Raw genomic sequence first — 21901 nt, 5'->3', positions numbered from 1 at the left:
TCGAGTATGCCAGCAAGCGCTTTCCCGCGCGCCCTTCCGGAAGTCATCCGACGAGGAGGCGGCCGAGCAGGATGCCGAGGAGTCCCGCGCCGACGGCGGCCACCAGCATCCCGACCGCGTTGGCCCACGCCAGTGCGAATCTGCGCTCCCGAGCGAGACGCACCGTCTCGAAGCTCGCGGTGCTGAAGGTCGTGAAGCCGCCGCAGAGGCCCGTGCCGATCACGAGCCGCCACGCGTCGTCCAGGATGCCGCCGAGCGCGAGCTGCGTCACGAAGCCCAGCACGAGCGAGCCCGACACGTTGATGAGCAGCGTGCCGAGCGGGAATGCCGTACCGGTGCGGACCTTGATCGCACCGTCGAGGACGAGGCGGAGGACGGCGCCGACACCTCCCGCGAGCGAGAGCGCCACGAAGAGAAGGGGCGTCATCGGTCACGCTTCCGGTGCCGCGACGCGGCGAGGGCGATGCCCGTCACCGTCGCCAGCGCGCCGACCGCTACCGTGGCGAGCGCGTACAGGACGCCGACGAACGCGTCGCCGCCCGTCACCAGCACCCCGGTGTCGACGGCGAGGGCGCTGTACGTCGTGAACCCGCCCGCGAATCCGGTGCCGAGCAGCAGTCGCAGCGACCTGCGCCGGCCGGCATCCGGCCCACGCCGGGAGAGAGCCTCGAGCAGCGAGCCGAGGAAGAGAGCGCCGACGATGTTGATGAGGAAGATGGCGACCGGGATGCCGCCCACCGGCGGGATCGCCAGCGACAGGGCCTCGCGGGCGGCGGTCCCCGCCGTCCCGCCGACGAGCACGAGCAGAATCGACGACCAGGCGAGGTGCACGGGGCGCGGCGCGGGTGCTGGCGTGGTCATCGGGTCCCGGGGTCGAGGGGGTGCGGGCGGTTCCACGATAGACCCGGGCGTGCCGCGGCATCCGTCGGCGGTTCCGGGGACGCCTCTCGTCGCGGAGGCCGGGGCTCGGCGGCATCCCGCGTCCCCGGAGCGGGCGGGCGCCGCCTTCCGGGGACGCGTCTTGTCGCAGGGGTCTAGGGTGGGCGGCATCCCGCGTCTCCGGAATGGTGCGACCCGCCGCAGCCGAACCCGCGCGAGGGGTTCCGGCTTCGAACCCCCGGACCTACGATGTAAGCATGACGCGGAAAACGCTTTCCGGCCTGGATGGCCTCATCGACGGCGACCGACCGGCCCGATCGGTGCTGCGTCTGCTCGCCCGGCGGCCGGGACGGATGACCGTCGCCGTCCTCGCGTTCGCGGCGAAGGAGATCCCACTGTGGTTCCTGCCGGTCATCACCGCCGCGGTCATCGACGTCGTCGCCGGTCGCGGCGACGTGTCGCAGGTCATGTGGTGGTTCGTCGTGGCGGCGGTCCTCCTGCTGCAGAACTACCCGAACCACATCCTCTACACGCGCAGCTTCATGACGGTCGTCCGCGACACCGGCGCGGACCTCCGCAACGCCCTCGCCGAGCGGTTGCAGAGCCTGTCGATCGGCTATCACACGCGCATCAGCTCGTCGATCGTGCAGACCAAGGTCGTCCGAGACGTCGAGAACGTCGAGCTCATGCTGCAGCAGGTCACGCATCCGCTCCTGTCCGCGACGATGGTCATGATCGGCGCGATCTCGATGACGGCGATCGCCGTCCCGGCGTTCCTGCCGGTCTACGCGCTCGCCGTGCCGATCGCCATCGGCATCCGCTACGCGATGCGGCGCCGCTCGCACGCCCGCAACGCGTCGTTCCGTCGCGAGGTAGAGACGCTGTCGGCCCGCGTCGGCGAGATGGCGTCGCTCATCCCCGTCACCCGCGCCCACGGGCTCGAGCAGACCGCCGTCACGCGCGTCGCGACCGGCGCCGACGGTGTCCGGCGCGCCGGGCTCCACCTCGACATGCTCAACGGTCACGTCGCATCGGTGTCGTGGGTCGCCATGCAGTTGCTCGGGGTGGGATGCCTCGTCCTCGCCGCGACCTTCTCGCTCACCGGCATCCTGCCCATCACCCCCGGTGAAGTGGTGCTGCTGTCGACGTACTTCACGCTGCTCACGCAGGGGCTCACACAGTTGCTCATGCTCATCCCCGTCGGCGCGCGCGGGCTCGAGTCGGTCCGCTCGATCGCCGAGGTGCTGCAGGACCCCGACCTCGAGCAGAACGCCGGCAAGCGTCGCGTCGACGCCGTCACGGGCGACCTGGCCCTCGAGCACGCCTCGCATCGGTACGCCGGCGCAGCCGAGGACGCGCTCCACGAGATCGACCTGCGCATCCCCGCCGGCGCGACCGTCGCGTTCGTCGGATCGTCGGGGTCCGGTAAGTCGACGATGCTCAACCTGATCCTCGGGTTCCTCCGCCCTACCAGCGGGCGCATCCTCCTCGACGGCGACGACATGCAGGATCTCGATCTGCGCACCGTACGCCGGTTCGTGTCGGTGGTGCCCCAGGAGTCGGTGCTCTTCGAGGGGACCATCCGCGAGAACGTCGCCTACGGCCTCGGCGACGTCGACGACACCCGCATCGAGCGGGCGCTGCGCGATGCGAACGCGTGGGCGTTCGTGCAGGATCAGCCGCAGGGGTGGGACACCGTCGTCGGCGAACGCGGCGCTCGCCTGTCCGGCGGCCAGCGGCAGCGCCTCGCGATCGCCCGTGCCCTCATCCGCGACCCGAGGATCCTCCTGCTCGACGAGGCGACCAGCGCCCTCGACCCCGAATCGGAAGAGCTCGTGAAAGAGGCCCTCGGCCGTCTCATGATCGGGCGCACGACCCTCGTCGTCGCCCACCGGCTCTCGACCGTCCGGCAGGCCGACGTCATCGTCGTCCTCGAGCGGGGCGAGATCGTCGAAAGCGGCTCGCACGACGAGCTGCTCGGCCGGGGCGGCCGCTACGCGCAGCTCCACCTCACGCAGGCGGGTCTCGCATGATCGAGGTCTACCGCGATCCGGTGTACGACGGCGCCACCGATCCCCTCGTCGTGATCGTGGGCACGGGCGACTGGTGGATGTTCTACACCCAGCGACGCGCGACCCACCCCGACCCGGGTCCGGGCGTCGCCTGGGTGCACGGCAGCCGCATCGGCGTCGCGCGCTCGGCCGACGGCATCCGCTGGTCGTACGCCGGAACCCTCGAGCCGACCGCCGACGGGCTGGGGCTGGATGCCGCCGGCCCGCCCGCGAGCACGGACCGCACGCACTGGGCGCCCGAGATCGTGTTCGACGGGCATCTCTGGCGGATGTACCTGACCGAGATCGACGGTGTTCCGGACAGGTGGCCGGGGCACGCGCGCCACATCGTCGAGTACCGCTCGACGGATCTGTCGGCGTGGCATCGCATCGGTCCGCTCGCCCTCGACAGCGATCGCGCGATCGACGCGGGCGTCGCCCGCACCCCCGACGGGCGCTGGCGCCTCTGGTACAAGGACGAGGCCGCCGACTCGGTCACGAAGGCCGCGGTCTCGGACGACCTGACCGCCTGGGAATCCGAGGGAACCGCGATCGGCGGGCGGCCGCACGAAGGTCCGACGGTGTTCGAGCTCGGTGGCTTCTGGTGGATGATCGTCGACGAGTGGCGGGGCATGGGCGTGTACCGCTCCGACGACGCCGTCTCGTGGCGTCGCCAGGGTGGAGCGGATGCCGTCATCCTGGGTGCGGGCACGGTGCCGAGCCCCGGGTTCGGCCACCACGGTGCGCCGGTGCGCGACGGGGACCGCGTCTGGTTCTACTTCTTCACGCACCCGGGAGTGCCCGATGATCGCCGCTGCGCGGTTTTGCGTGTCGAGCTGGTGGTGCGGGGCACCGAGCTCGTCATCCGCTGAGAACGTCGGCTTCTGCCCGCGATTTCGGCGATGATCGACGCGGTACCGGCGGTTAGACTCCCTTTGGGACCGGTCACAGGCGCCTCTTGAAAAACGTTTCAATTGTCGCTACTCTCGTGGCAAGCGCTTTCCTGTGGGCCCGGCCCACGGCACCGAAGGAAGCCGCAATCACGGACCATGACGTCCACCAGCACTCGCAACACGGACGTTCGAGAGAGGACAAAGATGTTCAGCAAACGAGCACTTGCCGCCGTCGCACTCGCGACGGGGTCGGTCATCGCCCTTGCCGGCTGCGCCGGTTCGCCCGAGCCGGCCGGCACCTACGACCCGGACGAGAAGGTCTCGCTCGACCTCGCCTTCTGGGGCAACGACGTCCGCGCCGACCTCTACAACAAGGCGATCGAGGCGTTCAATGAGAAGTACCCGAACATCACGGTGAACACGAGCTTCCTCGCGTTCCCCGAGTTCTGGGAGAAGCGGCAGACCGAGGCGGCGGGCAAGAACCTCCCCGACGTCATGCAGTTCGACTACTCGTACCTGCGCCAGTACTCCGAGAACGGGCTCCTCCTCGACCTGGACCCGTACCTGGGCGGCATCATCGAGACCGACCCGCTCCCGCAGAACATCCTCGACATCGGCGTCGTGAACGACACCACCTACGGCATCGCGACGTCCACCAACGCCTGGGGCCTGTTCACCAACCCGGTCCTCCTCGAGAAGGCCGGCGCCGAGGAGTTCCCCGGCGGATCGTGGGACGACTACACCGCCTGGATGAAGGACATCACCGACGCCAGCGGCGGCGAGTACTGGGGTGGCGGCGACTACACCGGCCGCATCCAGAACTTCGAGCTGCAGCTGCGCGCCGAGGGCGGCAACCTGTTCACCGAGGACGGCAAACCCGGCTTCGACGAGGCGCGTCTGAAGGCGTTCTGGGAAGAGGGTCAGGAAATTCGCGACGGCATCGGCGTCCCGCAGCAGGACGTCGAGGAGGTCGCACCTCTCGGCGGCTTCGACACCGCGCTGACGGCCAGTGAGCTCACGTGGGACAACTTCGGCGCCGGCTACCTCGGCAACCTCGGCGAGGGCTACACCGAGCTGGGTCTCGTTGCGCCGCCGGTGACCGAGGAAGGGGCGAAGGACCTCTACCTGAAGCCCTCCATGCTGCACTCGATCGCGGCCAACACCGACCACCCCGAGGCCGCGGCGACGCTCGTGAACTTCCTGGTCAACTCGCCCGAGTCGGGTGAGATCTTCGGCACCAACCGCGGTCTGCCCGCGTCGGAGACGGCCCTCGCCGCCGCCGACCTCGACCCGCTCAGCGAGCAGGTCAAGGCGTACGAGGAGTCCATCGCCGACCGTCTCGGCGACGCACCTCCCGTCCCGATCGTCGGCTATGGCACTCTCGAGGAGAAGTTCCGTCAGCTCGGCGTGGAACTGAACTTCGGCACCATGACCGTCGATGACGCCGTCTCGCAGTTCTTCACCGAGATGGACGTCGCCCTCAACTCGTGACCGATCGCGGGGTCCGGATGCCGCGGCATCCGGACCCCGCACCGTCCCCCGACATCTGGAGCAGCCCGTGAGCACCACCGCGACGAGAGTCATCGTCACCGGCGAGAAGCGGCGTCGCGCACTCGCGAACAAGCGCCGGCCCGAGAACCTCAGCCGTCCCACCCAGCGCTCGCGCGCCCGCAAGGAGACGCTCGCCGGCTACGGATTCCTCATCCCATGGCTCGTCGGCTTCTTCGGCCTGACGATCATCCCGATGGGGTACTCCCTGTACCTGTCGTTCACCCGGTACAACATCTTCACCCCGCCCCGCTGGATCGGGTTCGACAATTACGTCCGCCTGTTCACGAACGATCCGCAGTTCATCCAGTCGGCGCAGATCACCCTCATCTACGTCTTCGTCGGAACGCCGATCACCCTGATCGCGGCGCTTCTCGTGGCGATGCTGCTCAACTACCGCGACAAGGGCGCCGGCTTCTTCCGCTCGGCGTTCTACGCACCCTCGCTCATCGGCGGGTCGGTGTCGGTCGCGATCGTCTGGCGCGCGATGTTCGGCTCCGAGGGTCCCGTCGACTCGTCCCTGTCGGCCATCGGCATCGACCTCGGCGGGTGGATCGGAAACCCGAGCCTCGTCCTGCCCGCCATGATCATCCTGTCGATCTGGCAGTTCGGCGCGACGATGGTCATCTTCCTCGCCGGACTCAAGCAGGTGCCGAAGGAGCTCTACGAAGCGGCCGAGATGGACGGCGCCGGACCCTGGTACCGCTTCCGCGCGGTGACCCTGCCGATGCTGTCGCCGGTCATCTTCTTCAACCTGCTGCTGGGTCTCATCGGCGCGTTCCAGGTGTTCGCTTCGGCGTACATCATCTCGAACGGCTCCGGCGGCCCTGCCGGCATGACGAACTTCATCACGATCTACCTCTACAAGCGAGGCTTCAGCGACGGCCAGATGGGCTACGCCGCCGCCATCGCCTGGGTCCTGCTGGTGGTCGTCGCGATCATCGCCTTCATCCTCTTCCGCACCCAGCGCTCCTGGGTGCACTACGCCGGAGACAACCGATGAGCACCTCCAACGTCGCCACGACCTCGGGCGCGGCATCCACCCCCGTCTTCGCCGCGCAGCAGACGATCGCCGCTCCGCCGCAGCGCCGTCGTCGTGTGAAGCGCAAGACCTGGCAGACGGTCATCTGGCTCGTCGTCCTGATCGCGCTGACCGCCCTCGTTCTGTACCCGCTCGTGTGGCTGGGCATCTCGACGCTGAAGCCGAACTCCGAGTTCGGCCAGAACCCCGGGCTGATCCCGCAGCAGCCGACCTTCGACAACTATCTGAAGGTCTTCGACGGCATCGCCGGCGTCCCGCTGTGGCAGTTCTTCGGCAACTCGCTGATCCTCGCGGTCCTGGCCGTCGTCGGCACCGTGTTCTCCAGCGCGCTGGCCGCCTACGCGTTCGCCCGCATCCAGTTCAAGGGCCTCGGGATCCTGTTCGCCGCGATGATCGGCACGCTGCTGCTGCCGTTCCACGTCGTGATCATCCCGCAGTACATCCTGTTCAACAATCTGGGCCTGGTCGACACGTTCTGGCCGCTCGTCCTTCCGAAGTTCCTGGCGACCGAGGCGTTCTTCGTCTTCCTCCTCGTGCAGTTCATGCGGCAGATGCCGCGCGACATGGACGAGGCGGCTCGCATCGATGGCGCCGGACACGTCCGGATCTTCTGGGCGATCATCCTGCCCCTCGTGAAGCCGGCGCTGATCACCTGCGCGATCTTCGCCTTCATCTGGTCGTGGAACGACTTCCTCGGGCCGCTGCTGTACCTGACGAGCCCGGAGAACTACCCGCTCCCGATCGCTCTGCGCCTCTACAACGACCAGTCGTCGACGAGCGACTTCGGCGCGACGGTCACGGCTTCGTTCCTCGCGCTCGTGCCGGTGCTGCTCTTCTTCCTCGTGTTCCAGCGCTTCCTCGTGGATGGCGTCGCAACGCAGGGCCTCAAGGGCTGACGATGGCCGGGACGCGAGCGGATCGGCGCGCGGCGCGTGCCGCGGTGCGCGCCGACCGCTCCGGCAGCGGTCCCGTCCTCGACGAGCGCCCACCGTCCCGGTTCCCCGGCGCCGCCGCGAAGTTCGCGCTCTTCGGCGAGGTCCTCCTCGTGGGGCTCCTCGTCGTGTTGGTGGGCGCGCTGGTCGTGACCCTGCCGATCGCCCTGGCGGCCGGCATCCGTCATCTCGGCCGCTACATCGCGGCGGACGACTCCCGGCTCGGTCTGTTCTGGCGCGATGTGCGCGCCGGGATCGCCGGCGGCAGCGTCGTCGGGCTCATCGCAGCCGTGGTCGCCGTCGTGCTGGCCATCGACGTCGACCTCGCACGGTCCGGGTTCCTGCCCGGCGGCGTCGTCATCGAAGCCGTCGGCTGGGCCGGCCTCGCCGTGCTCGCCGTAGGGCTGCTGATCGCGGCTGGCGCGTGGGATCCGCGGACCGGCTGGCGGGCGGCCGTGCGCAGCGTTCCGGTGATCGTCCGGAGCGACCTGCGAGGACTCGTGTTCTACATCGCGGCCGCTGCGCTCGTCGTCATCCTGACGTGGATGCTGCCGCCCCTGCTGCCGGCGGCCCTCGGCTGCGCGGTGCTCGCCGTCGTCGCGGTGCCCGTCCGGCAGCGCTGAGTCTCGGTTCTTGCGCAAACCGACCGCCGGTGTCACACTGGGGGAAAGCGCTTACCCATCGACCTCGCCGTCGCCCGACGACGGCGCCAGGCACTGCACGCGAACAACAGACGAGGACCACACCGTGTCAGAGACGACCATCACCGCACCCGCCCCGGCGGCTGCTTCCGCCGCCCCCGCCGTCCGCGAGATCGGCATCATCATGAACGGCGTCTCGGGCCGTATGGGCTACCGCCAGCACCTCGTGCGCTCCATCCTCGCCATCCGCGAGCAGGGCGGCATCGAACTGCCCGACGGCTCGAAGGTCACCGTCAAGCCGCTCCTGGTCGGCCGCAGCGAGTCGAAGCTCGCCGAGCTCGCCGCGAAGCACGGCATCGAGGACTACACGACCGACTTGGATGCCGCACTGGCAGACCCGCGCTGGGAGATCTACGCCGACTTCCTCGTGACGAAGGCCCGCGCGACGGCGCTCCGCAAGGCGATCGCCGCAGGCAAGACCATCTACACCGAGAAGCCGACGGCGGAGTCGCTCGAAGAGGCGCTCGAGCTCGCGAAGCTCGCCGCCGAGGCCGGCGTCAAGACCGGTGTCGTCCACGACAAGCTCTACCTGCCGGGTCTGCAGAAGCTCAAGCGCCTCATCGACTCGGGCTTCTTCGGCCGCATCCTTTCGGTCCGCGGCGAGTTCGGCTACTGGGTCTTCGAGGGCGACTGGCAGCCCGCGCAGCGTCCCTCGTGGAACTACCGCGCCGAAGACGGCGGCGGCATCATCGTCGACATGTTCCCGCACTGGAACTACGTGCTCGAGAACCTCTTCGGCAAGGTCGACTCCGTCTACGCGCAGGCCGCCGTGCACATCGCCGACCGCTGGGACGAGAAGGGCGAGCACTACACCGCGACCGCCGAGGACGCCGCGTACGGCGTCTTCGAGCTCGAGGGCGGCGTCGTCGCTCAGATCAACTCCTCGTGGACCGTCCGCGTGAACCGCGACGAGCTCGTCGAGTTCCACGTCGACGGCACCCACGGCTCCGCCGTCGTGGGCCTGTTCGGCGCCAAGATCCAGCCGCGAAACGCGACGCCCAAGCCGGTGTGGAACCCCGACCTCGAGGACACGCACGACTACGACGCCGACTGGCAGCAGATCCCGACGAACGACGTCTTCCTGAACGGCTTCCGTCAGCAGTGGGAGGAGTTCCTCGTCTCGTACGTCGAGGGCACCGACTACGAGTTCGACCTCCTCGCCGGTGCGCGCGGTGTGCAGCTGGCCGAGGCGGGCCTGCGCTCCAGCCGCGAGGGCCGCAAGATCGAGCTCGACGCGCTGTCGCTGGACTGACCGATGACCGACCTCACCCTGCTCTCGGAGGACGGCGCGCTCCGGCGCGTCCCCCTCGTCGACACCTCCGGGTACACCCGCCCCGAGGGGCCGCTCCGCAGCCGTGTCGCGTACGCGGCCGCGCACGTCGTGCCGAAGACGCACGCCGACAACACCCCGGGCCAGCCGGCTGACATCGACTGGGATGCGACCCTCGACTTCCGCCGCAACGTGTACTCGTGGGGTCTCGGCGTCGCCGACGCGATGGACACCGCGCAGCGGAACATGGGGCTGGATGCCGCGGCCACCCGCGAGCTGATCTCGCGCTCCGCCGAGGTCGCCCGTGAAGAGGGCGGGTCCGTCGCCGTCGGCGTGAACACCGATCACATCGACGAGGAGCGGATCACGCTCGACGAGGTCGTCTCGGCCTACCTCGAGCAGCTGCACTTCACCGAGGAGCAGGGTGCGGGTCCGGTCCTCATGGCCTCCCGTCACCTCGCACGGGTCGCCGAGAGCGCCGACGACTACCGCCGCGTCTATGACGCAGTGCTGTCGCGGGCGACGACGCCGGTCGTGCTGCACTGGCTCGGCACCGCCTTCGACCCGCAGCTCGCGGGGTACTTCGGCGCAACCGACTGGCAGACGGCATCCGCCGTCCTGCTCGAGGTCATCGAGGCGCACGTCGACAAGGTCGCGGGCGTCAAGATGAGCCTGCTCGACGCGGCCTCCGAGGTCTCAGTGCGCGAGCGCCTGCCGGAGTCGGTGCGCATGTTCACGGGTGACGACTTCAACTACGTCGGCCTCATCGGCGGTGCGGACGTGCCCGACGCCCCGCAGCCGCCCCGGGACCCGGCATCCACTCGGCAGCACTCCGACGCCCTGCTCGGTGCGTTCGCGGCGCTGACACCGGTCGCCTCGGCCGCGATCCAGGCGCTCGACGCGGGCGACCCGGCGCGCTACCTCGAGGTGCTCGCGCCGACCGAGGCGCTCTCGCGCCAGGTGTTCGCCGCCCCGACGTTCTACTACAAGACGGGTGTCGCCTTCCTCGCCTGGCTGAACGGGCACCAGCCCGCGTTCCAGATGGTCGGCGGACTGCACTCGGCGCGCAGCCTGCCGCACCTATCGCGCATCGTCGAGCTCGCGAACGAGGCGAAGGCCTTCGAGCGTCCCGAGCTCGCCGCCGAGCGGTGGAACGGGATGCTGCGACTGAACGGTCTCGACGCGTGAGCGCCGTCGACCCGCGCCTGTCGATCAACCAGGGCACCATCAAGCACGCCGATCTCGCGACCGCACTCCGCGTGACCGTCGAGGCGGGCGTGCAGAGCATCGGCCTGTGGCGGGAGCCGGTGCAGGAGGTCGGTCTGGCGACCGCGGCATCCATGCTCACGGACTCCGGGCTGCGGTTCTCGACGCACTGCCGGTCGGGCTTCTTCACGATGCCCGAGGGTCCCGCGCGTCGCGCGTCGATCGATGACAACCTCGTCGCGATCGAAGAGGCGGCGACGCTCGCCGCAGCCGGTGCGCCCGGCTCCGAGGCGGTGCTCGTGCTCGTCGCGGGCGGACTCCCCGAAGGATCCCGCGACCTGGTCGGGGCTCGTGAGCGGGTGCGCGACGCGCTCGGCGAGCTCGCTCCGCACGCCGCGGAGGCCGGGGTCACCCTCGCCATCGAGCCGCTGCACCCGATGTACGCGACCGACCGGTGCGTCGTCTCGACCCTCGGGCAGGCGCTCGACCTGGCGTCGGGCTTCGATCCGTCGGTCGTGGGGGTCGCCGTCGACACGTTCCACATCTTCTGGGACCCCGACGTGCTCGACGCGATCGAGCGGGCCGGCCGCGAGGGCCGCATCGCCACGTACCAGGTGTGCGACTGGAAGACGCCGCTCCCCGCGGACGTGCTGCTCGGCCGCCACTACCCGGGCGACGGCGTCATCGACCTGGCGGGCCTCACCCGCGCGGTCGCCGACACCGGCTACTCGGGCGACGTGGAGGTCGAGATCTTCAACGCCGACGTGTGGGCGACCGAGCCGCTCGAGGCGGTCCGGCGGGCGGCCTCGGGGTTCGCGGCATCCGTGTCGCCCTTCCTCGGCGCTCGTTGACGCGCCGCTCGGAACGCCGACGGACCCGCCCGTAGACTGCGCACCATGACGGACCGCACCCTGCGTCGAGTCGCGCCCACCGGCGCGGTCACCCTCGACGACGTCGCCCGCGAGGCGGGCGTCTCGCTCGCCACCGCGTCGCGCGCCCTGAACGGATCGACCCGGAAGGTGGCGGATTCGTACCGGGAGCGGGTCGAAGCGGCGGCGGCCCGCCTCGGGTACACGGCCAACCTGTCGGCGCAGGCGACGGCTCGCGGGACGTCGGCGATCATCGCGCTGCTCGTCGCCGACATCGCCGACCCGTACTTCGGGCTCATCGCGTCGGGCGTCGCCCGCGGTGCGGACGAGGCGGGCCTCGTCGTGACGGTCGCGATCACGGAACGCGACGCCGAGCGCGAGGTGCGACTGGTCCGCGCGCTCCGGGGCCAGCGCCCGCGGGGACTGATCCTCGCGGCGTCACGGACCTCGTCGGGGCCGAACCCCGACCTCACCCGCGAACTCGACCTGCTCGGTGCCATGGGGGGCCAGGTGGTCGCACTCGGGCCGGGAGCCGGCGCCGTGCGCTCGCTGATCCTCGACAACCGCAGCGGGGCCGAGGCTCTCGGCCGCGCGCTCGTCGACCGCGGCTACCGCGAGGCCGTCGTCCTCGCGGCAGAAGAAGGCACGGCGACCAGCGACTCCCGTGTCGACGGCTTCACGGCCGGGTTCACCGGGGCCGGCGGGACGCAGCCGCGCGTCTACCGCGGCGGGTTCACCCGCGAAGCGGGCTACGAGGCGATGACGCGCGCTCTCGAAGACGGGGTCGGCACCGGCACCGTCGTCGTCGGCATCAGCGATGTCGTGGCGATCGGCGCGCTCACGGCCATCCGTGCCGCCGGTCGCGCGGCGGGCGAGGACATCGCGCTCGCGGGGTTCGACGACATCCCCACCAGCCGTGACGTGACCCCCGCCCTCACAACGGTCCGCGTCCCGCTCGAAGAGGTCGGGTACCAGGCGTTCCGCGCGGCGACGGATGCCGAGTGGGAGCCGCACCCCGATGACCTGAAACTCGAAGTCCTGCTGCGCGAGAGCACCCCGCCGCGCGCATGAGCATCGTCATCGCGCTTGACAGCTTCAAAGGCTCGGTCGCCGCTGCCGCCGCATCGGCCGCCGTCGCCGCCGGCTGGCGCGACGCCGACCCCGCCGCGGACATCGCGCTGCGTCCGATGGCGGACGGCGGCGAGGGCACGCTCGACGCCTTCGCCGCCGCCGTCCCGGGCGCCGAGCGACGGCCGGTGCGGGTACGCGGCCCCCGCGGCACCGCCGTCGACGCCTCGTGGCTCCTGCTCCCGGACGGCACGGGAGTCGTCGAGCTCGCCTCCACCAGCGGTATCGAACTCCTCGGCGACGACCGACTGCCGTGGGATGCCGACACGACGGGGTTCGGGCAGGCGATCGCCGCAGCGCTCGACGCCGGTGTCACCCGACTCGTCCTCGGTATCGGTTCGTCGGCGTCGACCGATGGCGGCAGCGGGATGCTGCGTGCCCTGGGGGCGCGCATGGTCGACGCCGACGGGCGGGACGTGCCCGCCGGCGCGCGCGGACTCGCCGCCGTCTCGGCGATCGACCTCACCCACGTGCGTCCGATGCCGGCAGGCGGGGTGACGGTCCTCAGCGACGTCACGAATCCGCTGACGGGGCCGTCGGGCGCGGCAGCCGTGTTCGGCCCGCAGAAGGGGCTGACCGCCACCGACGTCGAGGTCGTCGACGGCGCGCTCGAGCGGTACGCGGCGTGCATCGCGCGTCACGCCGCAACCGCCGATCCGCTCCTGCCCGGTGCGGGCGCCGCCGGCGGGACCGGCTTCGCCCTCGCCGCCTGGGGTGCGGATCTCGTCCCGGGCGCGGAGCGGGTCGCCGAGCTCGTCGACCTCGCCGGTGCGGTGGCCGCGGCATCCCTCGTCGTCACGGGTGAAGGCTCGTTCGACGGCCAGTCCGCGGCGGGCAAGGTTCCCGCCTTCGTCCGCGGGCTCGCGACGTCGCGATCGGTGCCCGTCGCGGTCGTCGCCGGTCGGATCGGAGCGGATGCCGACACGTCGGGGTTCGCGCACGCGCTCTCGACGACCGAGCTGGCCGGGAGCGCGGCCTCGTCGATGGCCGAGCCCGAGCGGTGGCTGCGCGAGGCCGGACGAGCCCTCGCGAGCCGGCGAGGCTGACGGAGACGGCCGTGGTCTCCGGGGAGTGGTCGCGAGCCGACTGGCTCGCCCACGCCGACACGCTGCTCGACGCCGCCCGGCGCCACGCCTCACCCGGCGGCGGACGCATCCACTTCCCGGGAGCCGAGGGCGGCTACGGCCACGACATCGACGGTCTCGAAGGGTTCGCTCGCACGCTGCTGCTGGCGGGGTTCCGCATCGCGGGGGAGCGTGGCGACGGCGTCGATGATCTGATCTCGTTCGTGCGCCGCGGGGTCGAGACGGGCGTGGACCCCGGAGCGCCCGATCGGTGGGTACGACCGGACGAGCACGGGCAGGCGAAGGTCGAAGCGGCATCCATCGCCCTCGTCCTCGACCTCACGCGTCCCTGGGTCTGGGACGCGCTCGACGCCGTCACGCAGCAGCGCGCGATCGACTGGTTCGCGCCCGTCGTGGGCGACGACGCGTATCCGCGCACGAACTGGGTCTGGTTCCGCATCGTCGTCGAGACCTTCCTGCGCTCGGTGGGCGGCCCGTGGTCCGCGGCCGACATCGAGACGGACCTCGCATGCCATGACTCGTTCGTCCGCGAGGACGGCTGGCTGTCCGACGGCGACGAGCGCTCGTACGACCACTACGTCGGCTGGGCGCTGCACGTGTACCCCGTCCTGTGGTCGCGGATGTCGGGGGCCGCCGAGCTCGCCGGGGGTCGGACGGCGGGGGACGTCGCCCGGCTGGATCGCTTCCTCGACGATGCGCTCGCCCTCGTGGGCGGCGACGGCTCGCCCCTGATCCAGGGCAGGAGCCTCATCTACCGGTTCGCTGCCGCCGCGGTGTTCTGGGTCGGCGTCATCGCCGAGGTGCCGTCGCACTCGGCAGGCCGCCTGCGGCACGCGGCGGAGCTCATCGTCCGCCACTTCGTCGACCGGGGTGCTCCCGACACCGATGGCGTCCTGACGATGGGATGGCACGGCGAGTGGCGCACCCTGGCGCAGTCCTACTCCGGGCCGGGGTCGCCGTACTGGGCGGTCAAGGGGCTCCTGGGCATCCTGCTGCCGGCGGATCACCCCGTCTGGGCCGCACCGTCGGAGCCGCTGCCGATCGAGTCGGGTGACGTCCTGCGCGCCGTGGCCTCGCCTGGATGGATCGTGTCGGGGACGGCGGCCGACGGCATCGTCCGTGTGTTCAATCACGGCACGGATCACTCCGGCCTGGGCGTGGTGTCGACGGACTCGCCGCTCTACGCGCGCATCGGCTACTCCACCGCGACCGCACCTCTGCTGGACGCGACGGCGTGGCTCGAGCCCCTCGATCAGTCGGTGACGCTGACGGATGCCGACGGCCGCAGCACCCACCGGAGCGGGATGCGGCTGCTCGGCGCGCGCGTCGACGCCGGCATCGGCGTGGCGTCGGCGACGTGGGACGCTCATTGGATCGAGCCGGCCCCGACGACCCACGCACATGGATCGGGGTTCACCGGAGAGGCGCGTCGCGCCGGCCGCGTCCGCGTGGATTCGCTCGTCCGCGGCGGTGTCGAGGTACGGGTCGTGCGGGTGGACGGTGTCGCGGCCGACGCGGTGCACCTTCGCGTCGGCGGATGGGCGGTCGCGGGCGGCGACCCGGTGTCCCAGGTGGGCGGCGCGGTCGCCGAGGCGGCCGCGGACGGGGTGACCAGCGGCATCCGCTCGCTGACCGGCGGAGCCGCCGGTGCGGTGAGCAGGCAGGACGCCAGTCCCCTCGGCGCGGGCGCTGTCGTACCCGTCGTGGATCTTGAGCCTCGTGGTGAGGCGATCGTGGTGCTGGACCTGCGCGGTGCCGGCGCGCCCGTGCGGACGGAGGCGGTCGTCGAACGCGATGGCGACAGCGTGTCGATCACGTGGCCCGACGGTCATCGGTCGCGGACGCGGCTGCCGTCGGCATAGCCGCCCCATAGCAGGGCCTCAGGAGGCGTCACAAGCCCTGCGAAATGGCGCGGGCGCATCCCTACAGTCGCGACGAGGGTCTGGATGCAATCCGTTCCGGGCCCCGCACCGAATGCTGTGTAGCACCTGAATGCACGGCCCGCGGCATCCGTCGCACCAATGGAGGGACAATCGCATGACCAGCTCACCCAACCGCCTCGTCGCCGTCATCTTCGGCGCCGTCTACATCCTCGTCGGCCTGCTCGGCTTCACCGCCACGGCCGGGGTCGACTTCCTCGCCACCGATGGCGGGCTCCTGCTCGGCATCTTCATGGTGAACCCGCTGCACAACATCGCGCACCTGCTGATCGGCGCGGCGCTGCTCATCGGCGGCCTGTCGAACGTCCGTGCCGCGAAGGGCGTGAACATCGTCGTCGGTGCGGCCTACCTGCTGCTCGGCATCGTCGGCTTCTTCATCGAGGGCAGTGCCGCCAACATCCTGGCGCTGAACGCCGCCGACCACTTCCTGCACCTCGGTAGCGCGATCGTGCTGCTGGGTGTCGGCCTCGCCGCCGACAAGCAGGTCTCCACTCGCGCAGCCGTCTGATGTCGCCGTCCGCTCTGGTCCGCTCCTGGCCGACGCTCGCCGCGTGGGGCGCCGGACTGCTGCAGCTCGGACTCGGCGCGGGCGCCATCACCAAGGGCGCTGACGTCGCAGCTCGCGGCGTCGGCGTCCTCCTGGTCACCGTGGGGGCTTCTGCACTCATCTGGGGTGCCGTGGCCCTCACCAAGGGCCGCCTCGTCGCGCCGCGCGGGGCGATGATCATCGGGCTGGCCGGCATCGCCGCGACCACGACCGTGCTCCTGGTCAATCCCGTGCAGATGAGCGCCTACCCGGTCGCGGTCGCGCTCGCGCTGTCGCTGGTCGTCGGCGTCACCGCGGCCGTCGCGGTCCGGCGGTCCGCACGGCGCGAGCCGTCCGCAGCTCGCACCGCCGCGCGCACGAGCGTGTGGGGCCTCGTCGTCGGGGCCTTCCTGCTGTCGGGCATCGTCACGCCGGCGCTCGCCGCGACCCCCGTCGGGAGCGATGCCCCCGGCGCCAACGTCAACGAGGTGTTCATGCCCGGCCACGGCGGGCACTGAGCATTCCGCACGAGAACGGCCCCGGCATCCGATGAGGATGACGGGGCCGTCGTCGGTTCCGGTTACAGTCCCTGCGCGAGGCGGTAGTACGCCTGGTTCCAGCGGAGCTCCTTCTGGAACCCGCGCACCGTCGTGTCCTCGTCGATGACGAGGAGCTCGGTGCCGGCGATGTCGGCGAAGTCACGGAACACCTCGATGCCCACGGCCGTCGTCATGACGGTGTGGTGCGCGGCGCCGGCGGCGAGCCAGCACGCGGCCGAGGTCGCGAAGTCGGGTGAGGGCTTCCAGACGGCGCGGCCGACGGGGAGCTTGGGCAGGTCGGGCGCATCGACGTTCTCGACGACGTTCGCGACGAGACGGAACCGGTCGCGCATGTCGCTCATCGCGACGACGAGGGCGGGCCCGGCATCCGCCGTGAACACGAGGCGCACGGGGTCGGCCTTGCCGCCGATGCCCAGCTCGTGCACCTCGAGGCGCGGCTTCGAGGTCGTGAGCGTCGGCGAGACCTCGAGCATGTGCGCCCCGAGGATCCGCTCGGCACCGGGCACGAGGTCGTAGGTGTAGTCCTCCATGAGGCTCGCGCCGCCGGGCAGACTCGACCCCATGACATTCGCGACACGCACGAGGATCGCCGTCTTCCAGTCGCCTTCGGCGCCGAAGCCGTAGCCCTCGGCCATGAGGCGCTGAACGGCGAGGCCGGGCAGCTGCGTCAGCGCGCCGAGGTCCTCGAACGACGTCGTGAACGCCCCGAAGCCGCCGGCCTCGAGGAACGAGCGGAGCCCGATCTCGATCGCGGCGCCGTCACGCAGCGACTGGTGCCGCTCCGCGCCGGGGAGCAGCTCGTCGGCCACGTCGTACGAGGCGACGTACTCCTCGACGAGCGCGTCGATCTGCGCATCGGATGCCTGGGCCACGGCATCCGCCAGTTCGTTCACGCCCCACGTATTGACCTGCACGCCGAACTGCAGCTCGGCCTCGGTCTTGTCGCCCTCGGTGACGGCGACGTAGCGCATGTTGTCGCCGAAGCGGGCGAGCTTGAGCGTCTTCACGGCCTGCCAGCCGGCGGCGGCGCGCTCCCAGTCCTCGATCTGCTGCACGACGACGGGGTTCGAGACGTGGCCGACCACGGTTTTGCGGGGAACGCCGAGTCGCGTCTGGATGTACCCGAACTCGCGGTCGCCGTGCGCGGCCTGGTTGAGGTTCATGAAGTCGAAGTCGATGTCGTTCCACGGCAGCTCGACGTTCGCCTGCGTGTGCAGGTGCAGCAACGGCTTGCGGAGCGCGTCGAGTCCCGAGATCCACATCTTCGCGGGGCTGAACGTGTGCATCCACGCGATGACGCCGATGACCGAGTCGTCGGCGTTCGCGTCGAGGGCCAAGCGGCGGATCGAGTCCGAGTCCTTCAGGACGGGCTTCCACTCGACTTTCACGGGCAGGCCGGCGAGGCCCTCGGCGACGGCCTGCGACTGCTCGGCGACCTGCCGCAGCGTCTCCTCGCCGTAGAGGTTCTGGCTGCCGGTGACGAACCAGACGGTGTACTGCTCGAGGCTGGTGGAGAGGGTCATGCTGTTCCTTCGTTCTTCGATGAGCGGATGCCGCCGAGCGGCAGTGCGGTGACGGCGGCCGCCTCGACGGCCAGGCCGTCGCGGTAGCGCGCGAGGTAGTCGGCGAACCCGGCGACGTCGGCCGGCTCGGGGGTGGCGGTGTCGGGGGCAGCGCCCGCGAATACGTGGTCGGTGAGGTAGGCGGTGAGCTCCGGGGACGCGTCCGGTCGCCCGGGCGTCGATCCGGCGGCATCCTGCGTCCCCGGAACCGACCGGCGCGCGACCGCGAACGCGGCGAGCACGGCCATGCCCCACGCGCCGCCCTCGGCGGCGGTGTCGCCGACCGAGACGGGTGCGTCGAGCGCCCCGGCGAGGAACCGCTGGGCGACCCCAGCGGTGCGGAAGACGCCGCCGTGCGCGAACATCTGGTCGAGCCCGACGCCCTCCTCCGCGAGGGTCTGCATGCCGATCGCGAGCGTCGCGAACACGCCGTAGACCTGCGCGCGCATGACATTCGCGAGCGAGAACTCCGCGTCCGGCGTGCGCACGACCAGCGGACGGCCCTCGTCGAGTCCGGCGATCGGCTCGCCGCTCAGGTGGTTGTATGCGAGGACCCCACCGGCATCCGCTGCGCCCTCAAGGGCCTCGCGCAGGAGCGTCTCGTAGACGGCATCGGTCGAGAGCGACTGACCGGATGCCGCGGCGAACCGCGCGAACAGCGCCGTCCACGCGGCGAGCTCGCTCGCGCCGTTGTTGCAGTGGACCATCGCGACGGGATCGCCGGCGGGCGTCGTCACGAGGTCGATCTCGGTGTGGACCCGCTCGAGCGGGCGCTCGAGGACGACCATCGCGAAGGTGCTCGTGCCGGCGCTGACGTTGCCGGTGCGCGGCGAGACCGCGTTGGTCGCGACCATGCCGGTGCCCGCGTCGCCCTCGGCGGGTGCGGCGACCGCGCCCGGGCGCAGGGTGCCGGTGGGGTCGAGCAGGGCGGCGCCTGCGGGGGTGAGAGTTCCGGCATCCGCCCCTGCGGGGAGTACCTCGGGCAGCAGCTCGGTGAGGCTGCGGCCGGCGAGGAAGTCCGCTGCGTGTGCGTCGTAGGTCGCGATGCGGTCGCGGTCGTAGCCGCCGTCCGGGCCGATCGGGAACATCCCCGACGCGTCGCCGACGCCGAGCACGAAACGGCCCGTGAGCTTCTCGTGCACCCACCCGGCGAGGGTGTTGATCTGCGCGAGCGAGGCGAGATGCGCCTCGTCGTCGAGGACGGCCTGGTGCAGGTGCGCGATCGACCAGCGGAGCGGGATGTTGACGCCCAGCAGGTCGGTCAGCTCCGCGGCTGCCGCACCGGTCGAGGTGTTGCGCCACGTGCGGAACGGGACGAGCAGGTTCCCTTCGGTGTCGAAGGCGAGGTAGCCGTGCATCATCGCCGAGACGCCGATGCCGGCGAGGTCGGTCAGTTCGGCGCCCTGGCGGCGGACGTCGGCGACGAGGTCGGCGTAGGCGGCCTGCAGCCCCGACCAGATCGCATCCTCGGAGTAGGTCCAGACGCCGTCCTCGAGGGCGTTCTCCCATTCGTGGCTGCCGACTGCGAGCACCGTGGTCGGGTTCGACGCATCGACGAGGCACGCTTTGATGCGGGTCGAACCGAGCTCGATGCCCAAGGCGGCGGCACCGGAAGAGATGACCGCGCTCATCGGCGGGCGTCCGTGCTCTGGCCGTACACGTTCTGGTAGCGGTTGTAGAGGGCGTCGATCTTGTCCTGCGGGATCGGGATCAGCTCGCCGCCCTGCCGGGCGAAGTGCACGGTGCGGGCGGCGTCCTCGCACATGACGGCGGCCTTGACGGCATCCTTCGCGCTCACACCGATCGTGAACGGCCCGTGGTTCTGCATCAGGACGGCGCGGGAGCGGTGACCGCTCAGGGTCTCGACGATGCCGCGGCCGATCGAGTCGTCGCCGATGATCGCGAACGGTCCGACCGGGATCGGTCCGCCGAACTCGTCGGCCATGCCGGTGATGACGCAGGGGATCTCCTCGCCGCGCGCGGCCCAGGCGACGGCGTAGGGGGAGTGGGTGTGCACGACGCCGCCGACCTCGGGCATGTTCCGGTAGACGTAGGCGTGCGCCGCGGTGTCGCTCGAGGGAGAGCGGTCGCTTCCGGCGCTGCCGGGCACGACGTTGCCGTCGAGGTCGCAGAGGATCATGTTCTCGGGCGCGAGGTCGTCGTACGAGACGCCGGACGGCTTGATGACGAACAGGTCCGCGCTGCGGTCTTCACCAACGCGAACCCGACCCGAGACGTTGCCGCCGGTCCAGATGACGAGGCCGTAGCGGACGAGTTCGGCGTGCAGGGCGGCCACGTCCGCGCGGACGGCGGCGATCGCCTCATCGAGATCGGTCATGGGGTCGATGTTATCGGTAACATCCCTAGCGCACCAGCGCCGGCCGGCGTCGATGTCGAGGCGGCACCGGGCACATGCTGCGCTAACTCCTCAAGATCGGGCCCGTCGCCCCTGCCCGAACCCGAGTCGGGTCCGACCCACGGCGAATCTGAGGAGTTAGCGTCGGTGCCGCGCCGCTCGCCCCGGCACCGACCGCGGACAAACCGTCCAGGGATGCCTCCGCCAACCCGGAGGAGGCCCCCGGACTCGGAATCTCCGCGGTTGTGGCCGTCGCGCCCCGTGTCAGCCGCGCGGCGCGGCGCTCGACGCGCGGGCCACGAGCACCGGCTCCGCCGCTGCGTCGACGGCCGGCAGGCCGAGGGCCTCGGCGACGACGCGCCGCGCCTCGCCGGCCGTGTCCACGCGCACCGTGGTGAGCGCGGGCGTGTAGAAAGCGGCATCCGCGTTGTCGTCGAACCCGGTGACCGACACGTCCTCGGGAACGCGCAGTCCCTCGGCGACGAGCCCCGCGATGAGCCCGAGCGCCATCTGGTCGTTCGCCGCCGCGACCGCCGTCGGCCCGTCGGCGTCGCGCACCGCCTGCCCCACCTCGCGGGCAGCCGCCGCTCCCGCCGCCGCGCTCCAGTCGCCGTGCCAGATCGCTGCGGGACGGATGCCGGCGGCCGCCAACGCGGCATCGACACCCTCATCGCGGGCCGTGGCCTCGAGCCAGTCGGCCGGGCCAGCGAGCCGCGCGATCCGGCGATGGCCCAGTGAAACGAGGTGGTCGATCGCGAGCGCGGCTCCCGCGCGCTGCCGCTCGGCTCCCTCGCCGGTGTGAAGGGCTGCGAGCGGGACCCGGCCGGCGACCTCTTGCAGGGCGGGCAGGGTCGCGGTGTGCGGGGCGACGACGATGAGCGCATCGACGCCCTGGGCGAGCAGTCGCTGGGCGGCGTCGGTGACGGATGCCGGGTCCGCGGCATCCGCGTAGGCCGTCGCCAGCCAGCGGTCCGCGGCACGGGCCGCCGCATCGAGCGCGGCGATGCCCGCCCCAGGGCCCCAGAGCGTCGCGTCGGAGGCGATGACCCCGACGGTCCGAGTCGTCGAGGTCCCCAGGGAGCGCGCCGCATTGTTGACGCGGTAGCCGAGTTCGGCGATCGCCGCCTCGACGCGGGCACGGGTCTCGGGGCGCAGGTTCGGACTGTCGTTCAGCACGCGCGAGACGGTCTGCGTCGACACCCCCGCGCGGGCGGCGACGTCGCGCACGCTCGCGCGCATCGTTCCAGCCCGTCCCATGGCGCTCACTGTAGCCCCGCCGCGCCGGACACCCTTGCACGTGTCGTCACCTGCTGTCGAGGAGCGGCGACCCGCAGACGCGGCCGTTAGCGTGGA

At 71.1% G+C, this 21901-nt stretch carries 20 protein-coding genes; 14 read left to right on the top strand and 6 right to left on the bottom strand.

The window, feature by feature from the left end; all coding sequences use genetic code 11:
• Positions 1 to 43 precede the first annotated feature (43 nt).
• On the bottom strand, positions 44 to 427 hold the full coding sequence (gene crcB / locus ABCU91_RS01270) for a fluoride efflux transporter CrcB (protein ID WP_413354468.1): 384 nt from the start codon (positions 425 to 427) through the stop codon (positions 44 to 46).
• Positions 424 to 861 (bottom strand): fluoride efflux transporter FluC, encoded by a 438-nt coding sequence (locus tag ABCU91_RS01265; RefSeq protein ID WP_413354467.1) that lies wholly within the window; start codon positions 859 to 861, stop codon positions 424 to 426. Before ABCU91_RS01265 ends, crcB begins: the two co-directional genes overlap by 4 nt.
• A 275-nt stretch (positions 862 to 1136) precedes the next feature.
• Between ABCU91_RS01265 and ABCU91_RS01260 the strand changes: the two genes are divergently transcribed.
• The 14 genes from ABCU91_RS01260 to ABCU91_RS01195 all read left to right on the top strand — a co-directional run bounded on the left by ABCU91_RS01260 (position 1137) and on the right by ABCU91_RS01195 (position 16588).
• Positions 1137 to 2912 (top strand): ABC transporter ATP-binding protein, encoded by a 1776-nt coding sequence (locus tag ABCU91_RS01260; protein WP_413354466.1) that lies wholly within the window; start codon positions 1137 to 1139, stop codon positions 2910 to 2912.
• On the top strand, positions 2909 to 3802 hold the full coding sequence (locus ABCU91_RS01255; protein WP_413354465.1) for a hypothetical protein: 894 nt from the start codon (positions 2909 to 2911) through the stop codon (positions 3800 to 3802). Before ABCU91_RS01260 ends, ABCU91_RS01255 begins: the two co-directional genes overlap by 4 nt.
• A 225-nt stretch (positions 3803 to 4027) precedes the next feature.
• Positions 4028 to 5314, top strand: coding sequence for an ABC transporter substrate-binding protein (locus ABCU91_RS01250; protein ID WP_406923303.1), 1287 nt, complete (start codon positions 4028 to 4030; stop codon positions 5312 to 5314).
• Positions 5315 to 5381: 67 nt separating this feature from the next.
• Complete coding sequence (locus tag ABCU91_RS01245; RefSeq protein WP_413354463.1) at positions 5382 to 6374, top strand: carbohydrate ABC transporter permease; 993 nt, start codon at positions 5382 to 5384, stop codon at positions 6372 to 6374.
• The gene (locus ABCU91_RS01240; protein WP_091357157.1) at positions 6371 to 7309 is read left to right on the top strand and encodes a carbohydrate ABC transporter permease; all 939 of its coding nucleotides are present in this window, start codon (positions 6371 to 6373) and stop codon (positions 7307 to 7309) included. The genes ABCU91_RS01245 and ABCU91_RS01240 overlap by 4 nt, the downstream gene beginning before the upstream one ends.
• Before the next feature lie 2 nt (positions 7310 to 7311).
• Positions 7312 to 7968, top strand: coding sequence for a hypothetical protein (locus tag ABCU91_RS01235; RefSeq protein ID WP_413354462.1), 657 nt, complete (start codon positions 7312 to 7314; stop codon positions 7966 to 7968).
• Between the two features lie 202 nt (positions 7969 to 8170).
• Complete coding sequence (locus tag ABCU91_RS01230) at positions 8171 to 9298, top strand: Gfo/Idh/MocA family protein (protein ID WP_406923432.1); 1128 nt, start codon at positions 8171 to 8173, stop codon at positions 9296 to 9298.
• A 3-nt stretch (positions 9299 to 9301) separates the two neighbouring features.
• On the top strand, positions 9302 to 10504 hold the full coding sequence (locus ABCU91_RS01225; protein WP_413354461.1) for a dihydrodipicolinate synthase family protein: 1203 nt from the start codon (positions 9302 to 9304) through the stop codon (positions 10502 to 10504).
• Entirely contained in the window at positions 10501 to 11373 is an 873-nt protein-coding gene (locus ABCU91_RS01220; protein ID WP_413354460.1) for a sugar phosphate isomerase/epimerase family protein, read from the top strand. The genes ABCU91_RS01225 and ABCU91_RS01220 overlap by 4 nt, the downstream gene beginning before the upstream one ends.
• Before the next feature lie 45 nt (positions 11374 to 11418).
• Entirely contained in the window at positions 11419 to 12462 is a 1044-nt protein-coding gene (locus tag ABCU91_RS01215) for a LacI family DNA-binding transcriptional regulator (protein ID WP_413354459.1), read from the top strand.
• Entirely contained in the window at positions 12459 to 13565 is a 1107-nt protein-coding gene (locus tag ABCU91_RS01210) for a glycerate kinase (RefSeq protein WP_413354458.1), read from the top strand. Before ABCU91_RS01215 ends, ABCU91_RS01210 begins: the two co-directional genes overlap by 4 nt.
• A gap of 11 nt (positions 13566 to 13576) precedes the next feature.
• On the top strand, positions 13577 to 15466 hold the full coding sequence (locus tag ABCU91_RS01205) for a DUF2264 domain-containing protein (protein ID WP_413354457.1): 1890 nt from the start codon (positions 13577 to 13579) through the stop codon (positions 15464 to 15466).
• A 175-nt stretch (positions 15467 to 15641) separates the two neighbouring features.
• A complete protein-coding gene (locus ABCU91_RS01200; protein WP_406923311.1) occupies positions 15642 to 16052 on the top strand; it encodes a DUF4383 domain-containing protein in 411 nt (136 codons plus the stop codon).
• Positions 16052 to 16588: a hypothetical protein gene (locus ABCU91_RS01195; protein ID WP_413354456.1), complete on the top strand. Its 537-nt coding sequence runs from the start codon at positions 16052 to 16054 to the stop codon at positions 16586 to 16588. The genes ABCU91_RS01200 and ABCU91_RS01195 overlap by 1 nt, the downstream gene beginning before the upstream one ends.
• Positions 16589 to 16650: 62 nt before the next feature.
• Here ABCU91_RS01195 and araA read toward each other — a convergent pair whose 3' ends face one another.
• From araA to ABCU91_RS01175, 4 genes are all read right to left on the bottom strand, one after another.
• Entirely contained in the window at positions 16651 to 18153 is a 1503-nt protein-coding gene (gene araA / locus ABCU91_RS01190) for an L-arabinose isomerase (RefSeq protein WP_413354455.1), read from the bottom strand.
• Positions 18150 to 19823 (bottom strand): xylulokinase, encoded by a 1674-nt coding sequence (locus tag ABCU91_RS01185; protein ID WP_413354454.1) that lies wholly within the window; start codon positions 19821 to 19823, stop codon positions 18150 to 18152. Before ABCU91_RS01185 ends, araA begins: the two co-directional genes overlap by 4 nt.
• Positions 19820 to 20530: an L-ribulose-5-phosphate 4-epimerase gene (locus tag ABCU91_RS01180; protein WP_413354453.1), complete on the bottom strand. Its 711-nt coding sequence runs from the start codon at positions 20528 to 20530 to the stop codon at positions 19820 to 19822. Before ABCU91_RS01180 ends, ABCU91_RS01185 begins: the two co-directional genes overlap by 4 nt.
• A 282-nt stretch (positions 20531 to 20812) precedes the next feature.
• Positions 20813 to 21805: a LacI family DNA-binding transcriptional regulator gene (locus ABCU91_RS01175; protein ID WP_413354452.1), complete on the bottom strand. Its 993-nt coding sequence runs from the start codon at positions 21803 to 21805 to the stop codon at positions 20813 to 20815.
• Positions 21806 to 21901 lie beyond the last annotated feature (96 nt).

Source organism: Microbacterium phoenicis (assembly GCF_047302325.1).
GTDB lineage: Bacteria > Actinomycetota > Actinomycetes > Actinomycetales > Microbacteriaceae > Microbacterium.
The sequence above is the reverse complement of the archived record's forward strand: the minus strand, read 5'-3'. Positions and strand labels throughout refer to the sequence as shown.